This is a genomic window from Ollibium composti (assembly GCF_004801285.1).
Taxonomy (GTDB): Bacteria; Pseudomonadota; Alphaproteobacteria; order Rhizobiales; family Rhizobiaceae; genus Mesorhizobium; species Mesorhizobium composti.
This window is the reverse complement of the sequence record NZ_SSNY01000002.1, coordinates 401723-419219: the sequence shown is the minus strand read 5'-3', so window position 1 is coordinate 419219 and position 17497 is coordinate 401723. Positions and strand designations below refer to the sequence as shown.

Genomic DNA, 17497 nt, shown 5'->3' with positions numbered 1-17497 from the left:
CTCCCCTCTCCGTGGCTCCACTTCGCTAAGGCAAGAACGGCCCTACGGCGCGATGCGGAACCCCGACTGGCCGTCGTCGCCGGCATGCGTCCACAAGACGTCGGTGACGCGCGCCGGCTCCGGTCCCAGCATGAAGGCCTCCAGCATGGCCGACACGGCCCGGTCGCTGCCGCAGACCAGCGCCTTGACCGAACCGTCGGCCTCGTTGCTCACCCATCCGTCGAGATCGAGCCCGCGCGCCTGCCGGACCGTCCAGTCGCGAAAGCCGACGCCCTGGACGTGGCCGGTCACGCGTACCATCACGCAGCGCCTGTCGGGGGTCATCGTCCGGTCCTCCTTGTGATCCGCATCGGCAGGCCGCCTTGCGGCTGGGTGGTCAGCTTCTGCACCGGCCAGGGCTTCGTCCCGGCCACCGTCTCGAAGCGGAAGCGCGACAAAAGCACCGCCAGCGCGATGATGGCCTCCTGCATGGCGAAGGAGGCGCCGATGCACACGCGCGGCCCGGCACCGAAGGGCAGGTACTGGAAGCGATCGATCTTTTCCCTGTTGCCGGGATGGAAGCGCGCGGGAATGAAGGCCTCGGGGTCCGCCCAGAGCTTGCGGTGGCGATGGACCACCCATGGCATCACCAGCACCGCCGCCTTCGGCGGGATATAGAGTTCCTGCCCCGATTTCGACCGGAAGGTTTCCGGCTCGATCGGCTCGCGGTTGATCGAGGGCGCCGGCGGATAGAGGCGCAGCGCCTCGTCAAAGGCGGCGCGGGTGAGCGGCATCAGGTCGAGCCATTTGGTCGGGTCCGGCTCGGCGGCCAGCACAGCGTCGATCTCGCGCTCGATCGGCTCGCGCTCCCACGGCGCCTCGGCAAGGCAATAAAGCGTCCAGCCGAGCGCGCGTGCCGTCGTCTCGTGGCCGGCGCCGATGAAGGTGATGATGTTGTCCTCGATCTCGTCACGCGTCAGGCCGCCGGGGCCTTCGGCCTTGAGCAGCAGGGTGAGGAAATCCTGCGGCGCGCCGGCGGGGTCGCGCTTCAGCTTCTCCTCGCGCAGGGCCATGGTGTCGCTGACGATACCGCGGAAATAGGCCATGACCTTGCGGCCGCGGATGCGGGTGAGGCGCGGCAGCCAGTCGGGCGCGCGCAGAAGGTCGAGCGGATCGACGCGGCCCATGGTTTCCAGAAGCCGGTCGATATCCTGCGCGAACGTGTCCTTGCTGCCGGCGATCTCGCCCGAGAACAGCGTCTCGGCGAGAATCTCGTAGGTCAGCATCGTCATGTCATGGGCGATGTCGGAGACGCCGCCCGCCTCGTAACGCTCGATGAAGGCCAGCGTGCGTTCCAGCATGGCCGGCGCGAAGCCGAAGATATTGCGCGGCGTGAAGACCGGCGCCATCGCCTTGCGCGAGCGCTTCCACACCTCGCCTTCCGCCGTCAGCAGGCCGTCGCGCAGGATGGGGCGCAGGATCTTCTGGCGCACCGTCGCCATCCTGTAGTTCTTCGCATTGTCGACCAGCACGTGGCGGATCAGTTCCGGGTCGTTGGCGATGACCAGCGGACCGCCGACGCCGGTCACGGAAATCCACGGTTCGTTGTAGGAAGGCTCGCCCCACAGTTCGAGCGGGTTGCGATAGACGATGCGGATCATCTCCAGCGTCGAGGGCGGCGAGGTGCGCGGCCGCGGCGCGGGCGGAACGAAAGGGGCCGGCTTGGTGTCCATGGCATGCTCCGTTTGCCCACTGTAATGGCGACGAAAGCAGGCGTCCATGTGACCGGGCGTCCATGTGACGAGGTGGCCGGCGGGAGCGACCGTCGCCCGCCGCAGAACGGACTGTTCATAGCCTGCGGGCGCTTTTATCCGACAATTCGCCTTGCCCGGCGCGGCTGCCTGTCATAGCTGACAGTCGCCTCTTTGTTTAACCGCATTTGTGCGACGCCGGACGATCCCGTCTGGCTGCAAAATGCTCTCATGGAAACCATCAGGAGAACCACCTTGAAGCATCGTCTCGCCGTCGTCGTCGGCTCCACCCGCCCGGGCCGCGTCGGACCGGTCTTCGCCGAATGGCTGGAAGCCTTCGCGCGCGAGCACGGGAAGTTCGAGCCGGTGATGGCCGACCTAGCCGCCTTCGACCTGCCGCTGCTCGACGAGCCGCACCACCCGCGCCTCGGCAAATACGAGAAGACGCACACCAAGTCGTGGGCGAGGATGGTGGAGGGCGCAGACGCCTTCGTCTTCGTCACGCCCGAATACAACTACTTCGCGCCGCCGGCGATCGTGAACGCGGTGGACTACCTGGCGCGCGAATGGAACTACAAGCCGGCCGGCTTCCTGAGCTATGGCGGGGTTTCGGGCGGCATGCGCGCCGTGCAGGCGCTGAAGCCGCTGCTCGCCACGGTCAAGGTCATGCCGATCCCCGAGGCGGTGGCGTTGCCGACCTATGCCGCGCATCTCGACAAACAGGGCAATTTCGCCCCGAGCGAGCAGGTGGCCGCCAGTGCGACGACGATGCTGGACGAGCTTTACCGCTGGAGCGAGGCGCTGAAGCCGATGCGGCAGGCCGCTTAGCCGGCCCTTTCGCCGCCGATTTCGTCCGCTGAACGAGACGCTGCGCCGAAGCCTGACCAACAGGCTTTGGAAAAGCCGGGAAACAGCCGTTAAACCTTTAAAAACAGGCCATAAAAGCCTATATCTGGTTTGTTCTATGGCGTCCGATTCGGTGATATTCCCCGGACGCCTTCTGCATCATCTTTACGAAAGCGGACGATGAGCGACGAGCTGGAAAATAGCAACGGCGAGGCGGCCGGGTACGGCGCCGATTCCATCAAGGTTCTCAAGGGCCTGGATGCGGTGCGCAAGCGGCCGGGCATGTATATCGGCGACACCGACGACGGCTCGGGCCTGCACCATATGGTCTACGAGGTGGTGGATAACGCCATCGACGAGGCGCTGGCCGGCCATGCCGACCTGGTGACGGTGACGCTCAATCCGGACGGTTCCTGCACGGTGATCGACAACGGGCGCGGCATCCCGGTTGGCATGCATCCTTCCGAGGGCGTGTCGGCGGCGGAAGTCATCATGACGCAGCTCCATGCCGGCGGAAAGTTCGACCAGAACTCCTACAAGGTGTCCGGCGGCCTGCACGGCGTCGGCGTCTCGGTCGTCAACGCGCTGTCGGTGTGGCTGAAGCTGACGATCCGCCGCGACGGCAAGGTCCACGAAATACGCTTTTCCCACGGCGACGCCGATGCGCCGCTGGCCGTGACCGGCAGCTACCAGCCCAATCACCAGCCCGGAACCAACGAAGGCCGCAGCGGCACGGAAGTGACCTTCCTGCCCTCGCCCGATACCTTCAAGGGCGTTACCGAATTCGACTACGCGACACTGGAGCACCGGCTGCGCGAACTCGCCTTCCTGAATTCCGGCGTGCGCATCCTTCTGACCGACAAGCGCCGCGCCGACATCAAGACGCAGGAACTGCACTACGAAGGCGGGCTGGAGGAGTTCGTCAAGTTCCTCGACCGAGCCAAGAAGCCGCTGATCGACAAGCCGATCGCCATCAGGAACGAGCGCGACGGCATCGCCGTCGAGGTCGCCATGTGGTGGAACGACAGCTACCACGAGAACGTGCTCGCCTTCACCAACAACATCCCGCAGCGCGACGGCGGCACGCATCTGGCCGGGTTCCGCGGCGCCCTGACCAGGCAGGTGACCGGCTATGCCGATTCCGCCGGCATCTCCAAGAAGGAGAAGGTGCAGCTGACCGGCGACGACTGCCGCGAAGGCCTGACGGCCGTTCTCTCGGTCAAGGTGCCGGACCCCAAATTCTCCTCGCAGACCAAGGACAAGCTGGTGTCGTCGGAAGTGCGGCCGGTGGTCGAAAGCCTCGTCAACGAGGCGCTCGGCACCTGGCTGGAGGAACATCCGGCCGAAGCGAAAACGCTGGTCGGCAAGGTGGTGGAAGCGGCCGCCGCGCGCGAGGCGGCGCGCAAGGCGCGTGAGCTGACGCGGCGCAAGGGCGTGCTCGACATCACCTCGCTGCCCGGCAAGCTGGCCGACTGCCAGGAGCGCGACCCGGCGAAATCCGAGATCTTCATCGTCGAGGGCGATTCCGCCGGCGGCTCGGCCAAGGGCGGGCGCTCGCGCCAGAACCAGGCGATCCTGCCGCTGCGCGGCAAGATCCTCAACGTCGAGCGCGCCCGCTTCGACCGCATGCTGTCGTCGGACATGATCGGCACGCTGATCACCGCGCTCGGCACCTCGATCGGCAAGGACGAGTTCAACATCGAGAAGCTGCGCTACCACAAGATCATCATCATGACGGACGCCGACGTGGACGGCGCGCACATCCGCACGCTGCTGCTCACCTTCTTCTTCCGGCAGATGCCGGAGGTGATCGAGGGCGGCTATCTCTACATCGCCCAGCCGCCGCTCTACAAAGTCAGCCGCGGCAAGAGCTCGCAATACCTGAAGGACGAGAGCGCCTTCGAGGAATACCTGATCGATTCCGGCCTCGACGAGGCGTCGCTGACGCTGGGCTCGGGCGAGGTGCGCGTCGGCAACGACCTGCGCGCGGCGGTCGAGGATGCGCTGGCCGTGCGCCAGCTCATCAACGGGCTGCACACGCGCTATTCGCGCGCCGTGGTGGAACAGGCGGCCATCGCCGGCGGCCTGAGCCCGGACGTGTTCAGCGATCTAGGCCGCGCCAACGCGATGGCTGGGAAGATCGCCGAGCGACTCGACCTGATCGCCGAGGACACCGAGCGCGGCTGGACAGGCGCGACCTCCACCTCCAACGAGGGAACGGGCGGCTACGTCTTCGAGCGCACGGTGCGCGGCGTGCGCGAATTCGTGGCGCTCGACATGGGGCTGATCAACTCCGCCGACGCGCGCGCGCTGGACCGCTACGCGGCCCGCCTCGGCGAAGTCTACGGCACGCCGCCGGTGCTCAGGCGCAAGGAGAATTCGGAGGTCATCGTCGGGCCGCTGGCGCTGCTTTCCGCCGTCTTCTCCACCGGCAAGAAGGGGCTGACCATGCAGCGCTACAAGGGGCTGGGCGAAATGAACGCCGAGCAGCTTTGGGAAACCACGCTCGACCCGAACGTGCGCTCGCTCTTACAGGTCAAGGTCTCCGACGCCACCGACGCCGATTCGCTGTTCACCCGGCTGATGGGCGACGAAGTGGAGCCGCGCCGCGAGTTCATCCAGGAAAACGCGCTGTCGGTCGCCAACCTGGATATCTGAGGGGATGTTTTTCCGCGTGCCGTCCGGCCAGACCGCCGGGTTCCGCCTGCCGGCGGGCGGGACCGGGTGGAACCGAAGCCTCGCGCGGGCATTGTCCGACAGGAACAATGCTCAAACGGAGGCTTTTATGGGTCGTGGTATCCTTCTGTGGCTGCTCGGCATTCCCATTCCGATCATCATCCTGATCCTGCTGTTCTGGCGCTGACCGGACAGTAAAAAGCCCGGCAGAGCCGGGCTTTTCCATTCCGAACGGCGAGAGGGACCGCTCAGTGGTCCATCGCCTTGACGATCTCCTCGGTCATCTTCTTGGCGTCGCCGAGCAGCATCATGGTGCCGTCCTTGTAGAACAGCGTGTTGTCGATGCCGGCGTAGCCGGAGCCGAGCGAGCGCTTGACGAACAGGCAGGTGCGCGCCTTGTCGACTTCGAGGATCGGCATGCCGTAGATCGGCGAGGACTTGTCGTCGCGCGCCGAGGGGTTGGTGACGTCGTTGGCGCCGATGACGTAGGCGACGTCGGCCTGCGCGAATTCGGAGTTGATGTCCTCCAGTTCGAACACCTCGTCGTAAGGCACGTTGGCCTCCGCCAGCAGCACGTTCATGTGGCCGGGCATGCGGCCGGCGACCGGATGGATGGCGTATTTCACCTCGACGCCGTTGGCCTTCAGCTTGTCGGCCATCTCGCGAAGGGCGTGCTGCGCCTGGGCGACGGCCATGCCGTAGCCGGGCACGATGATGACCTTCTGCGCGTTCATCATCAGGTAGGCGGCGTCGTCGGCCGAGCCCTGCTTGACGGTGCGCTCGATGCCGTCGTCGGCGCCGGCACTCGCCGTCTCGCCGCCGAAGCCGCCGAGGATGACGGAGATGAAGGAGCGGTTCATGCCCTTGCACATGATGTAGGACAGGATCGCGCCCGAGGAGCCGACCAGCGCACCGGTGATGATGAGGGCGAGGTTGCCCAGCGTGAAGCCGAGTGCGGCAGCCGCCCAGCCGGAATAGGAGTTCAGCATCGAGATGACGACGGGCATGTCGGCGCCGCCGATCGGCACGATGAGCAGCACGCCGAGCACCAGCGAGGCGGCGACGATCAGCCAGAAGATGAACTTCGATTCGGTGCCGACCAGAAGCACGATGAGCACGACGAGCGCGGCACCCAGCGCGAGGTTGATGAGGTGGCGCGCCGGCAGCATGATCGGCTTGCCCGACATGCGCCCGTCCAGCTTCAGGAAGGCGATGACCGAGCCGGTGAAGGTGATGGCGCCGATGGCGACGCCGAGCGACATTTCCACCAGCGCCTGCGCGTGGATGGCGCCCGCTTCGCCGATGCCGAAGCTTTCCGGCGCATAGATGGCGCCGGCCGCCACCATGACGGCGGCGAGGCCGACGAGGCTGTGGAAGGCGGCGATCAGCTGCGGCATGGCCGTCATGGCGATGCGGCGGGCGATGAAGGCGCCGACGCCGCCGCCGATGGCGAGCCCCAGCACGATCAGGCCGAACCCACCGGCCGAAGGCAGCGCCAAAGCCAGCGTGGTGAGGATGGCGATCGCCATGCCGATCATGCCGTACAGGTTGCCCTGGCGGCTGGTCGTGGGATGCGACAGGCCGCGCAGCGCCAGGATGAACAGGATGCCGGAGACGAGATAGAGGAAGGAAGCGAGATTGACGTTCACGTCACTTTTCCTTCTTCTTGTACATTGCGAGCATGCGCTGGGTGACCAGGAAGCCGCCGAAGATGTTGACCGAGACGAGGCACAGCGCGACGAAGCCGAAGCCGGTCGCAGCCCCCGCCGCCGAGGCGCCGACGGCGAGCAGCGCGCCCACCACGATGACCGAAGAGATGGCGTTGGTGACGGCCATCAGCGGCGTGTGCAGGGCCGGCGTCACCGACCACACCACGTAGTAGCCGACAAAGATCGCCAGCACGAAGATGGCGAAGCGGAAGACGAAGGGATCGATGGCGCCGCCCGACAGCGTGTGCGCGGCGGCACCGGCTGCGTCCGCAGCACCTCCCGGCGCATTGGCGAGGTCCTGCACGGCGAGCCGCACCGCGGCGCCTGCCTGGTCGAGCTGGTCGAGGGCTTTCTGCAGTTCGTCCATCACGCGGTCCCCTTACCGGTTGAAGACTTTTTCGCCGCCGCCGGCTTTTTCGCCGCGGCTTTCTTCGGCTTGGCGGAGGCGTCGGCCACCATGGTCCTGGCCGGAACGGCCGCCGGCTCCTGATAGGATTCGGCCGCCTTGGCGAAGTTCGGATGCACGACCCGGCCAGCGTCGGTCAGCATGGTCGCCTTGACCAGTTCGTCGTCGCGGTTGATGGCGAGGCTTTTCGAGGCCTTGTCGATCATCGTCTCCAGGAAGGCGAACAGGTTCTTGGCGTAGAGCAGCGAGGCAGACGCGGCGATGCGGCCCGGAACGTTCAGATGGCCGACGATCTTGACGCCGTTGGCGGTGGTGACGACCTTGCCGGCGACCGCGCCTTCCACGTTGCCGCCGCGCTCGACGGCGAGGTCGACGATCACCGAGCCCGGCTTCATCGAGGCGACCATGGCGGCCGACACCAGCTTCGGCGCCGGACGGCCGGGGATCAGCGCCGTGGTGATGACGATATCCTGCTTGGCGATGTGGTCGGCCGTCAGCGCAGCCTGCTTGGCCTGGTATTCCTTGGACATTTCCTTGGCGTAGCCGCCCGCCGTCTCGGCCGCCTTGAACTCCTCGTCCTCGACTGCGAGGAACTTGGCGCCGAGCGACTGAACCTGCTCCTTCACCGCCGGACGCACGTCGGTCGCGGTGACGACAGCGCCGAGGCGGCGCGCCGTAGCAATCGCTTGAAGCCCGGCAACGCCGACGCCCATGATGAAGGTTTTCGCCGCAGGAACCGTGCCCGCCGCCGTCATCATCATCGGCAGCGCGCGGTCGTATTCGGCGGCGGCGTCGATCACCGCCTGATAGCCGGCGAGGTTGGCCTGCGAAGACAGCACGTCCATCACCTGCGCGCGGGTGATACGGGGCATGAACTCCATGGCAAACGCCGTGATGCCGGCCTTGGCCATGGCGGCGACAGCGGCGTCGTTGCCGTAGAGGTCCATGGTGGCCAGCACCGCGGCACCCTTCTTATAGCCCTTCAGCTCTGCGTCGGTCGGGCGGCGCACCTTGAGCACCACGTCGGCCTTGCCGGCGTCGGCAGCCTTGCCGATCGAAGCGCCCGCCTTGGCGAACTCCTCGTCGGGAATGCGCGAAGCAGTGCCGGCGCCGGCCTCGACGATCACGTCGAAGCCGAGGGCGGCCAGTCGTTTCACCGTATCCGGCGAAGCCGCGACGCGGCCTTCCGTTGGGTCAACCTCACGAGGAATGAAAACCGTCTGTCCCACCGCGCAATCCTTTCGGCTGGAACTTCAATTTCGGCACGGTGCCGCCCGCCAAGGCGACGGCATCCGGAAGACAGGACCGGCGAAGGCCTAGCGCAGGAGGTAGCCGCCGACCGCGCAGATGATGACGAACAGGATCAGCGACGAGAAGAAACCGGCGGCGGTGAAGAAGCCGAACGCCATGGCGATCAAAATGGCCGCGCAGGAGAGCGCGCCGTATTTGGCCAGCGCCAGGAAACCATGATAGGTGCGGTCGTGCTCGGCATAGTCCATATCGGCGCCAAGTTCGACCGGGCCGGCCGGCGTATGATCTGCCATGGAAATACCCCTCCTAAAACAGCTTTCTGCGCTGATAGCGAAAAGCCAAGCCGAGGGCAATGGTACTGTTGACGCAGTGCCGTGCAAGTCAATCAAGGAAAACTTGAAAGCACGGACGAGGAAGATCGCAAGCGCCCGCGCCGCGGCGGCCGATCGCTATCCGGCCAGATGCGGGAACAGGCCGAGCAGGCCTGCGACGATGAGGTAGATGGCCACGATGTAGTTCAACAGACGCGGCATGACGAGAATGAGCACGCCCGCCACCAGCGAGATCAGCGGCGTCAGGGCAATCGTCGATATGGTCATGGCAGAATCCTTCCAGTGCCGCGGGCACGGCGATGCGCCCGCCGCACCCTAAACGGCGCCGCGGGCGAAAAGCTCCATGCGTAACGATGCGGTCAGGCCGCTTCGCGCAGATATTTGGCTGTCGGCACGATCGTCTGAGGCGTCAGCGGATTGATCGCCGGGTTGGAGAACATCAGCCGCTGTTCCGTCGGCGTCGACTTGAAGAAGGGGAACCTTTCCAGCGTCAGTCGCAGGTTCTCGCCGCACGGGATCTCGAACAGGGCGCCCTGGACGAGCACGCCGGGGAACGCCTTGCCTTCGGCGATCTGCCTGGCGTTGAAGATGCGCGCGTAATAAGCCGCGTGCTCGATCTTGACCGGTATCAGCACCGACGTCTGGCCGAAGTAGCAGGACGCGACCATGCCCAGCCTGAGCGTCAGGAACGGCAACATGCCGGGAGCCGGCGCGCTGTCGGGGTCGGTGGCGAAGCGGGTCCCCTCAATGAAGGTCTCGCCGCGCTCGACCCTGTGCTTCAAGATTTCCGGATAGCCGTCCATGGACGGCGAATAGGGATGTTCGCGGGAGATGTAGTGAAGGCGCAGCGTGCTGACCAACCGCTCATAACAATAGACGCCGAAACGGTAAGAATTGGGAAGATTGTCCCAGCGGTCCTCAAACAAGCCGCTGTCGTTGGGAGTGGCTATCCCGGCCCGCAGATAGGACTGGTAGCGAAGACGATAGATTTCCTCCAGATCTTCGCCGCCGGTAACGAGCCTGTATTCGACATGCTCCAGAAGCTGCATGATCGAGCGGTTCAATGCCGAACCCGCATGCGCGCCGGCCTCCGGCGCAACGCCTTTACCGATACCGTCCATTTACTTGCCCTCGTAGTCCGCCCGCAAATGAGGCTACCCGAGTTGCAACGCGACACAAGCTGAAACTGCGATGGAGTTCATTTACCGCTTATTAACCTTAATGGCGGAGCCGCATGCGGGCGGCGGCGCGCGAGACCGCGGGAAAAGGTTTCAGGATCGGGCGGTGGCGGCGCCGAGCGCCTTGATCTGGCTCTGGAACGGCCACGTCATGCTCGACATCGTCTCGATGCCGGAAGCGCTGAGCGCTGCGCCGAACAGGAAGCCCTGGACGAGGTCCGGCTCGACCTGGCGGGCAAGGATCTTGAGCTGCTCGAACGTCTCGACGCCCTCGACCGTGACCGACAGGCCGAGCGGGCGCGACAGATTGACGATACCCTTCAACAGTTCCAGCGAGCGGGCGTTCCTGGTCACGTCGATGAGGAAGGAACGATCGATCTTGATCTTGTCGAGCGGCAGCTTGTGCAAGTAGCTGAGGCTCGAATAGCCGGTGCCGAAATCGTCGAGGGCGATGCGCACGCCGAGCGCGCGGATTTCCTCCAGCAGTTCGCGCGTCGCCGACTTGTCGTCGAGCAGCGCCGTCTCGGTCACTTCGATCTCCAGGCGGCGCGGCTCCAGGCCGGACGCGGCCAGGACGTCGCGCACCTTCTGCACGACGGAACGGCTGCGGAAATCATTGGCCGACAGGTTGACCGAAACGCTGGTGTGGCTCGGCCATTTCGCGCATTCGGTGCAGGCCGCTTCCAGCACGAAGGTGCTGATGTCGGCGATGATGCCCATCTCCTCGGCCAGCGGGATGAAGACGGCCGGCGAGACCGGGCCGAGATCGGGATGATCCCAGCGGCAGAGCGCCTCGCAGCTGGCGATGCGCATGGTGTCGAGCGCCACGATCGGCTGGTAGACGACACGCAGCGCCTTGGCGTCGACGGCGGCGCGCAGGTCGGCCTTCATCAGCTGCTTGTTGCGGAAGGCGGCGTCCATGGCGGCCTCGAACAGCCGCCAGCCGTTCTTGCCCAGTTCCTTGGCCTTGTAGAGGGCGAGATCGGCCTTGACGATCATCTCGTCCACGTCGGTGCCGGCGACGCGCGAAATGACGGCGCCGCCGCTGGCCTGGATGCGCAACGCATGGCCAGCGACGTCGACCTCGCCCTGCAGGCCGGCGAAGACCCGGTCGAGCAGCGCGGCCAGATGGCTTTCGTCCTCGACGCGGTCGAAGAACAGGATGAACTCGTCGCCGCCGAAACGGCTGATGCGGATGCCTTCGGCCGCGAAGGCGGCGAGGCGTTCGGCCACCGCGTAGATCAGCCCGTCGCCCACCGGATGGCCGAGCGTGTCGTTGACGCTCTTGAAATCGTCGAGATCGATGATGGCGACGCCGCACAGCCGCTCGCGGTCGCCGGCCGCCATCGCCTCGCCCACCAGTTCGTGGAAATAGGCGCGGTTGGCGAGCCCCGTCAGGCTGTCGTAGCGCGCCATGGTGCGGATCTTCTCCTCCGCCTCGACGCGCGCCGTGACGTCCTCGAAGGTGATGACGCCAAGCTCCTGGTCGCCTTCGCGGGCGGAGAACTCGTAGTGCTGGCCGTTGGAGAAGGGCACCAGCACCTTGCGGTCACGCCCCTCGCGCAAGGCGCGGGTAAGCTGCGCCTCGATGTAGCGGCAATCCTTCGGCGCCAGCATGCCGCCGGCGACGCCGCGCAGCAGCAGCGAATGGATGGAGCGGCCGAGCAGCGCGTCGGGCGTTTCCAGCGACACCAGATGCGCGGCCTCGGCATTGGCCACCACGACCTTGCCTTCCGGTCCCAGCATGATGAGGCCATGCGACATGGTGTTGAGCGCCCGGTCGAACCGCAGCGCCAGCTTCCTCGCCTCCTTGTGGCCGATGACGGCCGAGAACAGCACGTCGCGGACGTGATCGGCGCTGCCGATGATGATGAACGTCATCGGGAAGATCATCAGGCCGAGCGCGACCGACGGCAGGTCCAGGCGCAGCAGCAATGCAAGGGACGCGGGCCCGATGACCGCCATGGACAGAAAAACGACCATGCGCGTGGAGCCATAGTTGCGGCCGACGACCGTGACCAGGCTCCCGAGCGTCAGCGACATCGCCGCCAGTTCGGCGTAAGGGTCGGGATAGATGTAGATCGAAACGAAGCATAGCGCGCCCAGGCCCAGGCCCTGCAGGCTGCCCCTGAAGATATAGTGGCGCTCCCACCGCCGCGCCTCTTCCACATCGGCGATGGTTCCCCCCGCCTTGTGAAAGCTGCGAATGCCCAAGTACCGGAAAATATTGACGAACAGCAGCAGGAACGAAAAGGCGATGAACACCGGATTGTCCGTGCGCATGTACATCATGAATCCGAGGATCCAGTAGCACACAGCGCCGATGAGAATCATGTGGGCGTTGTCGAACAACGACCTCACAAACTGGATATAGACATCCGCCGGGATGTTCTCGGTCTTCGTTTTGCCCATTCATGGCGGCCCAATGGTAGAGCCCGTCATCCCATATCGGCCTTAAGAAAGGCTTAGATATAGAGGATTTGCCTTCCGTGAGCGGCCACGGAACCAGCAAAAACGGCGGAAAGCCGAACTTCGGTAAACAGTTGGTATCGCTATTCGGCCGCCTTGAGCGCCGGTTCGGCGACCGCGCGGTCGAGGCGGGCCAGCAGCCGCGCGCGCTCGCCGGCTGCCTTTTCGGCGGACGCCTGCCGCACATGGCCGTAGCCGCGCACCAGAGCCGGCACCGCGGCCAGCGCCGCCGCGGCCTCGACGCGGCCCGGCTCCAGCGAACGCCCGATCAGATCGAGGTCCTGTTCGTACTCAGCCAGCAGCGCCCGTTCGGCCCGGCGTTCGGCACTATGGCCGAAGACATCGAAGGCCGTGCCGCGCAGGCCCTTCATCGCCGCCAGCAGCCGGAACCCCTTCATCATCCACGGTCCGAACGCCGATTTGCGCGGCCGGCCTTCGGCGTCGCGGCGGCCGAGGATCGGTGGGGCGAGATGGAATTCCAGCCTGTCGTAGCTCTGGAACTGGCTGGCCAGCTGGCGCTTGAAGCTGCCGTCCGTATAGAGGCGGGCGACCTCGTACTCGTCCTTGACCGCCATCAGCTTGAACAGACTTTTCGCGGCCGCTTCGGTCACCGCCGTCGAACCGGGCACCGCCTTCGCCTCGGCGGCGCGAAGGGCGGCGATGCGGTCGGCGTAGCGACGGGCGTAGGCGGCGTTCTGGTAGCCGGTCAGGAATTCGACGCGGCGGGCAATCACCTCGTCCAGCGTTTTGGCGAACGTCAGGGGTGCCGCGCTCGCGCGCTCGACCATGGCGCGCACATAGTCCGGCTGGTGCGCGGCGCGCCGGCCCCAGCGGAAGGCGGCGACGTTCATGGCCACAGCCTGGCCGTTCAGATCGATCGCCTTCTCCACCGCCTTGGCCGACAGCGGCAGGCCGCCGTGCTGGAAGGCGAAGCCGAGCAGGAACATGTTTGCGCCGAGCGAATTGCCAAAGAGTGCCGTCGCGGCGCGCGTGGCGTCGAAGAAATGCGCGCGGCTGTCGCCGGCTGCCGCGCGGATCGTCCGCTTCAGCCGTTCCGTCGGCAGCGAGAAATCGGCCGAGCGGGCGAATTCGCCCGGCATCACCTCGGCGGTGTTGACGAGGAACAGCGTGTGGTTCTCGCGCACCGCCGCCAGCACCTTCCTGGCGCCGGAGACGACGAGGTCGCAGCCGAGCACGAGGTCCGCCTTGCCGGCCGAGACGCGGATGGCGTGGATGTCGGCAGGCGTCTCGGCGATACGGACATGGCTGAAGACCGAGCCGCCCTTCTGGGCGAGACCGGCCATATCGATCATGCCGCAGCCCTTGCCCTCCAGATGCGCGGCCATGCCGAGAATGGCGCCGATGGTGACGACACCGGTGCCGCCGACGCCGTCGATGACGCCCGCCCAGCCGTCGCGGCCGAGCGCGAAGGGAACCGGTTCGGGCACGCCGTCGAGCGGATCGGCGCTGCCGGCGATGCCTTCCGCCTTCCTGATCCTGGCGCCATGCACGGTGACGAAGGAGGGGCAGAAGCCGTCCTGGCAGGAGAAATCCTTGTTGCAGGACGACTGGTCGATGCGCCGCTTGCGGCCGAACTCGGTTTCCACCGGCTGGATCGACACGCAGTTCGACTTCACGCCGCAGTCGCCGCAGCCTTCGCACACCAGTTCGTTGATGAGAACGCGGCGATCCGGATCGGGGAAGGTGCCGCGCTTGCGCCGCCGCCGCTTCTCGGCCGCGCAGGTCTGGTCGTAGAGCAGCACGGAGACGCCCGGAACCTCGCGCAGCTCGCGTTGGATACGGTCGAGATCCTCGCGGTGGTCGATGCTGACGCCCGCCGGAAAGGTGAGCCGGCCGGCATATTTGCCGGGCTCGTCGGTAACGACGGCGATGCGCTCGACGCCCTCGGCCCGAATCTGGCGGGCGATCATGTCCACCGTCAGGCCGCCCTCGTGCGGCTGGCCGCCGGTCATGGCCACCGCGTCGTTGTAAAGGATCTTGTAGGTGATGTTGGTGCCGCTGGCCAAGGCGAAGCGGATCGCCAGCGAGCCGGAGTGGTTGTAGGTGCCGTCGCCGAGATTCTGGAAGATGTGATCGCGTTTGGAGAACGGCGCCTGGCCGACCCACTGCGCGCCCTCGCCGCCCATGGCGGTGAAGCCGACGGTGGAGCGATCCATCCACAAGGCCATGAAATGGCAGCCGATGCCGGCGGCGGCGATTGAGCCTTCCGGCACATTGGTGGATGTGTTGTGCGGGCAGCCCGAGCAGAAATAGGGCGTGCGGGAACCGACGTCTTTCGTGTCGGCGAGCATCGCCTGGAACTGCTTCAGCCTCGCCACGCGCCCTGCGACCTCCTCGGAAGGGCCGATGGTGCGCAGGATGCGCTCGCCGAGCGCAATGGCGATGTCGTTGGGGTCGAGCGCTCCGGTCGCCGAAAACAGCCGGTCGCCGCGCTCGTCCGTCTTGCCGACGATCAGCGGCTGCATGGCGCTACCGTAGAGGTGCTCGCGCAACTGCACCTCGATCAGCGAGCGCTTCTCTTCGACGACGACGATGGCGTCGAGGCCGCGGGCGAAATCGGCGATGTGCTGGAAGTCTAGCGGCCAGGGACAGCCGACCTTGAACAGGCGCACGCCGATGCGGTTGGCGGCCGCTTCGTCGATGCCGATGTCGTCGAGCGCCTGACGAACGTCGAGATAGCTCTTGCCGACGGTGACGATGCCGAGCTTCGCGCCCTGCCCGCCGGAATAGACGATTCGGTTCAGCCCGTTGGCATGGATGAAGGCGCTGGCTGCGGCGCGCTTGGCTTCATGCAGGCGGGTCTCCTGGCCGAGCATGTCGAGCTCGTTGCGGATGTTGAGGCCGCCCGGCGGCATGTCGAACTCAGGCCGGACGATGGAAAGCCGCTCCAGCGAGGCGTCGACGCTGGCCGTGGATTCGATGTTGTCCTTGACGCATTTGATGGCGGCCCAGGTGCCGGCGAAACGCGACAAGGCGAAGCCGTAAAGGCCGTAGTCGATGAGCTCCTGCACCCCGGCCGGGTTGAGGATCGGGATCATCGCATCGACGAAAGCGAATTCGGTGGCGTGCGCGTTGGTCGAGGATTCGGCCATATGGTCGTCGCCCATCAGGGCAAGCACGCCGCCATTTCTCGACGAGCCGGCGAGATTGGCATGACGGAAGACGTCGCCGGAGCGGTCGACGCCCGGACCCTTGCCGTACCAGACGGAGAAGACGCCGTCGTATTTGCCCTCGCCCAGCAGTTCGGCCTGCTGCGAGCCCCAGCAGGCGGTGGCGGCGAGTTCCTCGTTGAGGCCGGGCTGGAAGACGATGTCGGCGCCGACGAGCTGCTGGCGCGCGTGCCAGAGCTGCTGGTCCAGCCCGCCGAGCGGCGAGCCGCGATATCCGGACACGAAGCCCGCCGTATTCAGGCCCGCGCGCCGGTCGCGCTCGCGCTGCATCAGAAGCATGCGAACCACGGCCTGCGCACCGGTGAGAAAGACGCGCTCCTTGGCAAGATCGAACTTGTCGTCGAGCGCGACGTCGTGCAGCGTCATCAACTGGTCCTCTGCGGAAGCGGCATCCGAAGCAGCCGCCTGCGTCGAGATCGACGGGCAGTCTTTCTTCCCTTGGCAGAGAGGTCAAATGAAATCGGCCGCGCCGGGATCAATCCACATCCGGTTTCCTCCGCCCGCCCCAGCCACGAACGGCGAGATTTTCAGCCGGCCTTGGGGCAGACCGGCTTGCGGGCGTCCGGCAGCCTGCCGTCTGGATGGCCGGCGAGTGCGGGATTGAGTTCGTAGCGCGAGCCGGTGACCAGCGGCGCATCCGGCAGGTCGCTCTGGTCCTGGGAGGAGACCAGCGTCGTGTCGAGCTTCTGCAGCACCGTGCCGTCCTTGTCCTTGATGCGGATCGTGACGGCATAGGGCTTATCCTTGACCACACAGCTCAGCGGCGGGCTGGTCAGCGTGATGTGGCGCATCTTCGGCCAGATCTTCTGGGTGACGAGAAGTGGCGGGCCGCCGGCCGGATTCTCGAAATCGACCTCGGCCACCTGCCCCTCACCCATCGGCCTCAGCGGATTCAAGGTAACGACATAGGTGGCGATGCCCAGCCGATAGTTGAACTCGAACAGGCGGCCGGAAATCTCGAACGGCCTGTCGGCGCCGGATTCGCGGCAGGCGCCCAGCGCCAGCGCCGCCGCAAGGACGGCGGCCGCCATCACACCCCGGATGAGATAGCTACGCATCTTCGTCCTCCAGTGCCGCCTTGCGGCGGCGATAATGGCGACTGGCCTTCTGCCGGTTGCCGCAGACGGCCATGTCGCACCATAGGCGGCTGGCATTGCGGCTGCGGTCGAGGAACAGCCAGTTGCAGTTGCGGCAGAGCTTGAGCCGCGCCAGCGAGCCGCCGGAAAGCAGCGACAGCGCCGACACCGCCAGCGCCGCTTCCAGCGCGATGGGCGTATCGGCGTGGCCGAACGGCCTGCCCGGCGCTCCGAACACCGTGTCGGCGCCGGCCAGCCCATCGGCGCAGGCGCGCAGGAACGGCTCCATGTCGGCCGCCGCCACCGCCCCGCCGGCCTTGACGGCATTGCGATAGAGCCGGTCGGTCGCCTCGCGGATCGCCAGCACCACGGGCGCGATCCGATGCGGGTCAGCCACGGCAAGCCGACGGCCACCGAGCTCGTCGGCACGGAAGGTGCCGGCCGCCTCGGCGAAGCGGGCGATCTCGGCGGGATCGTCGAAGCGGTCGAAGCTGCGCTCCGGATCGCCGCGCAGCACGACCGTGTTGGCCGCGTCGAGTGCCAGTGCGCCGCCTTGGAAGCGATGCGGGGTCCAGGATACCGTCATGTCGCTAATTCTAACCATCAAACGTCATTTGACAAGTTATATCACAA

General features: G+C 66.1%; 15 protein-coding genes. 3 read left to right on the top strand and 12 right to left on the bottom strand.

Going from position 1 to position 17497, the window contains the following annotated elements; genetic code table 11:
- Positions 1-42 precede the first annotated feature (42 nt).
- Both E6C48_RS05295 and E6C48_RS05290 read right to left on the bottom strand, forming a co-directional pair.
- Positions 43-324 (bottom strand): acylphosphatase, encoded by a 282-nt coding sequence (locus E6C48_RS05295; protein ID WP_136354757.1) that lies wholly within the window; start codon positions 322-324, stop codon positions 43-45.
- Positions 321-1712, bottom strand: coding sequence for a cytochrome P450 (locus E6C48_RS05290; protein WP_136354755.1), 1392 nt, complete (start codon positions 1710-1712; stop codon positions 321-323). Before E6C48_RS05290 ends, E6C48_RS05295 begins: the two co-directional genes overlap by 4 nt.
- 273 nt (positions 1713-1985) lie before the next feature.
- Between E6C48_RS05290 and E6C48_RS05285 the strand changes: the two genes are divergently transcribed.
- The 3 genes from E6C48_RS05285 to E6C48_RS05275 all read left to right on the top strand — a co-directional run bounded on the left by E6C48_RS05285 (position 1986) and on the right by E6C48_RS05275 (position 5439).
- Positions 1986-2558, top strand: a complete 573-nt coding sequence (locus E6C48_RS05285; RefSeq protein WP_136354752.1) for an NADPH-dependent FMN reductase — start codon at positions 1986-1988, stop codon at positions 2556-2558.
- A 198-nt stretch (positions 2559-2756) separates the two neighbouring features.
- Positions 2757-5234, top strand: coding sequence for a DNA topoisomerase (ATP-hydrolyzing) subunit B (gene gyrB / locus E6C48_RS05280; protein ID WP_136354750.1), 2478 nt, complete (start codon positions 2757-2759; stop codon positions 5232-5234).
- Between the two features lie 4 nt (positions 5235-5238).
- Positions 5239-5439: a hypothetical protein gene (locus tag E6C48_RS05275; RefSeq protein ID WP_136354748.1), complete on the top strand. Its 201-nt coding sequence runs from the start codon at positions 5239-5241 to the stop codon at positions 5437-5439.
- A gap of 61 nt (positions 5440-5500) precedes the next feature.
- On the opposite strand, the gene E6C48_RS05270 is transcribed toward E6C48_RS05275, so the two are convergent.
- The 10 genes from E6C48_RS05270 to E6C48_RS05225 form a co-directional block, all read right to left on the bottom strand.
- Positions 5501-6901 carry an NAD(P)(+) transhydrogenase (Re/Si-specific) subunit beta gene (locus E6C48_RS05270; RefSeq protein ID WP_136354746.1) on the bottom strand — a complete coding sequence of 467 codons (1401 nt, stop codon included), beginning with the start codon at positions 6899-6901 and terminating at the stop codon, positions 5501-5503.
- A 1-nt stretch (position 6902) separates the two neighbouring features.
- Positions 6903-7328 (bottom strand): NAD(P) transhydrogenase subunit alpha, encoded by a 426-nt coding sequence (locus E6C48_RS05265; RefSeq protein ID WP_136354744.1) that lies wholly within the window; start codon positions 7326-7328, stop codon positions 6903-6905.
- Positions 7328-8596 (bottom strand): Re/Si-specific NAD(P)(+) transhydrogenase subunit alpha, encoded by a 1269-nt coding sequence (locus E6C48_RS05260; protein WP_136354742.1) that lies wholly within the window; start codon positions 8594-8596, stop codon positions 7328-7330. Before E6C48_RS05260 ends, E6C48_RS05265 begins: the two co-directional genes overlap by 1 nt.
- A gap of 87 nt (positions 8597-8683) precedes the next feature.
- Complete coding sequence (locus E6C48_RS05255; protein WP_136354740.1) at positions 8684-8911, bottom strand: aa3-type cytochrome c oxidase subunit IV; 228 nt, start codon at positions 8909-8911, stop codon at positions 8684-8686.
- A 156-nt stretch (positions 8912-9067) separates the two neighbouring features.
- Positions 9068-9217, bottom strand: a complete 150-nt coding sequence (locus tag E6C48_RS05250; protein WP_136354737.1) for a DUF3096 domain-containing protein — start codon at positions 9215-9217, stop codon at positions 9068-9070.
- Positions 9218-9309: 92 nt separating this feature from the next.
- Positions 9310-10071 carry an N-acyl amino acid synthase FeeM domain-containing protein gene (locus E6C48_RS05245; protein ID WP_136354735.1) on the bottom strand — a complete coding sequence of 254 codons (762 nt, stop codon included), beginning with the start codon at positions 10069-10071 and terminating at the stop codon, positions 9310-9312.
- A 150-nt stretch (positions 10072-10221) separates the two neighbouring features.
- Positions 10222-12540, bottom strand: coding sequence for a putative bifunctional diguanylate cyclase/phosphodiesterase (locus tag E6C48_RS05240; RefSeq protein WP_136354732.1), 2319 nt, complete (start codon positions 12538-12540; stop codon positions 10222-10224).
- 140 nt (positions 12541-12680) lie between these two features.
- Positions 12681-16205, bottom strand: a complete 3525-nt coding sequence (locus tag E6C48_RS05235; protein WP_330998561.1) for an indolepyruvate ferredoxin oxidoreductase family protein — start codon at positions 16203-16205, stop codon at positions 12681-12683.
- 110 nt (positions 16206-16315) lie between these two features.
- Complete coding sequence (locus E6C48_RS05230; RefSeq protein WP_136354728.1) at positions 16316-16846, bottom strand: hypothetical protein; 531 nt, start codon at positions 16844-16846, stop codon at positions 16316-16318.
- Positions 16839-17450 carry a CGNR zinc finger domain-containing protein gene (locus tag E6C48_RS05225; RefSeq protein WP_136354726.1) on the bottom strand — a complete coding sequence of 204 codons (612 nt, stop codon included), beginning with the start codon at positions 17448-17450 and terminating at the stop codon, positions 16839-16841. Before E6C48_RS05225 ends, E6C48_RS05230 begins: the two co-directional genes overlap by 8 nt.
- Positions 17451-17497: the final 47 nt, after the last annotated feature.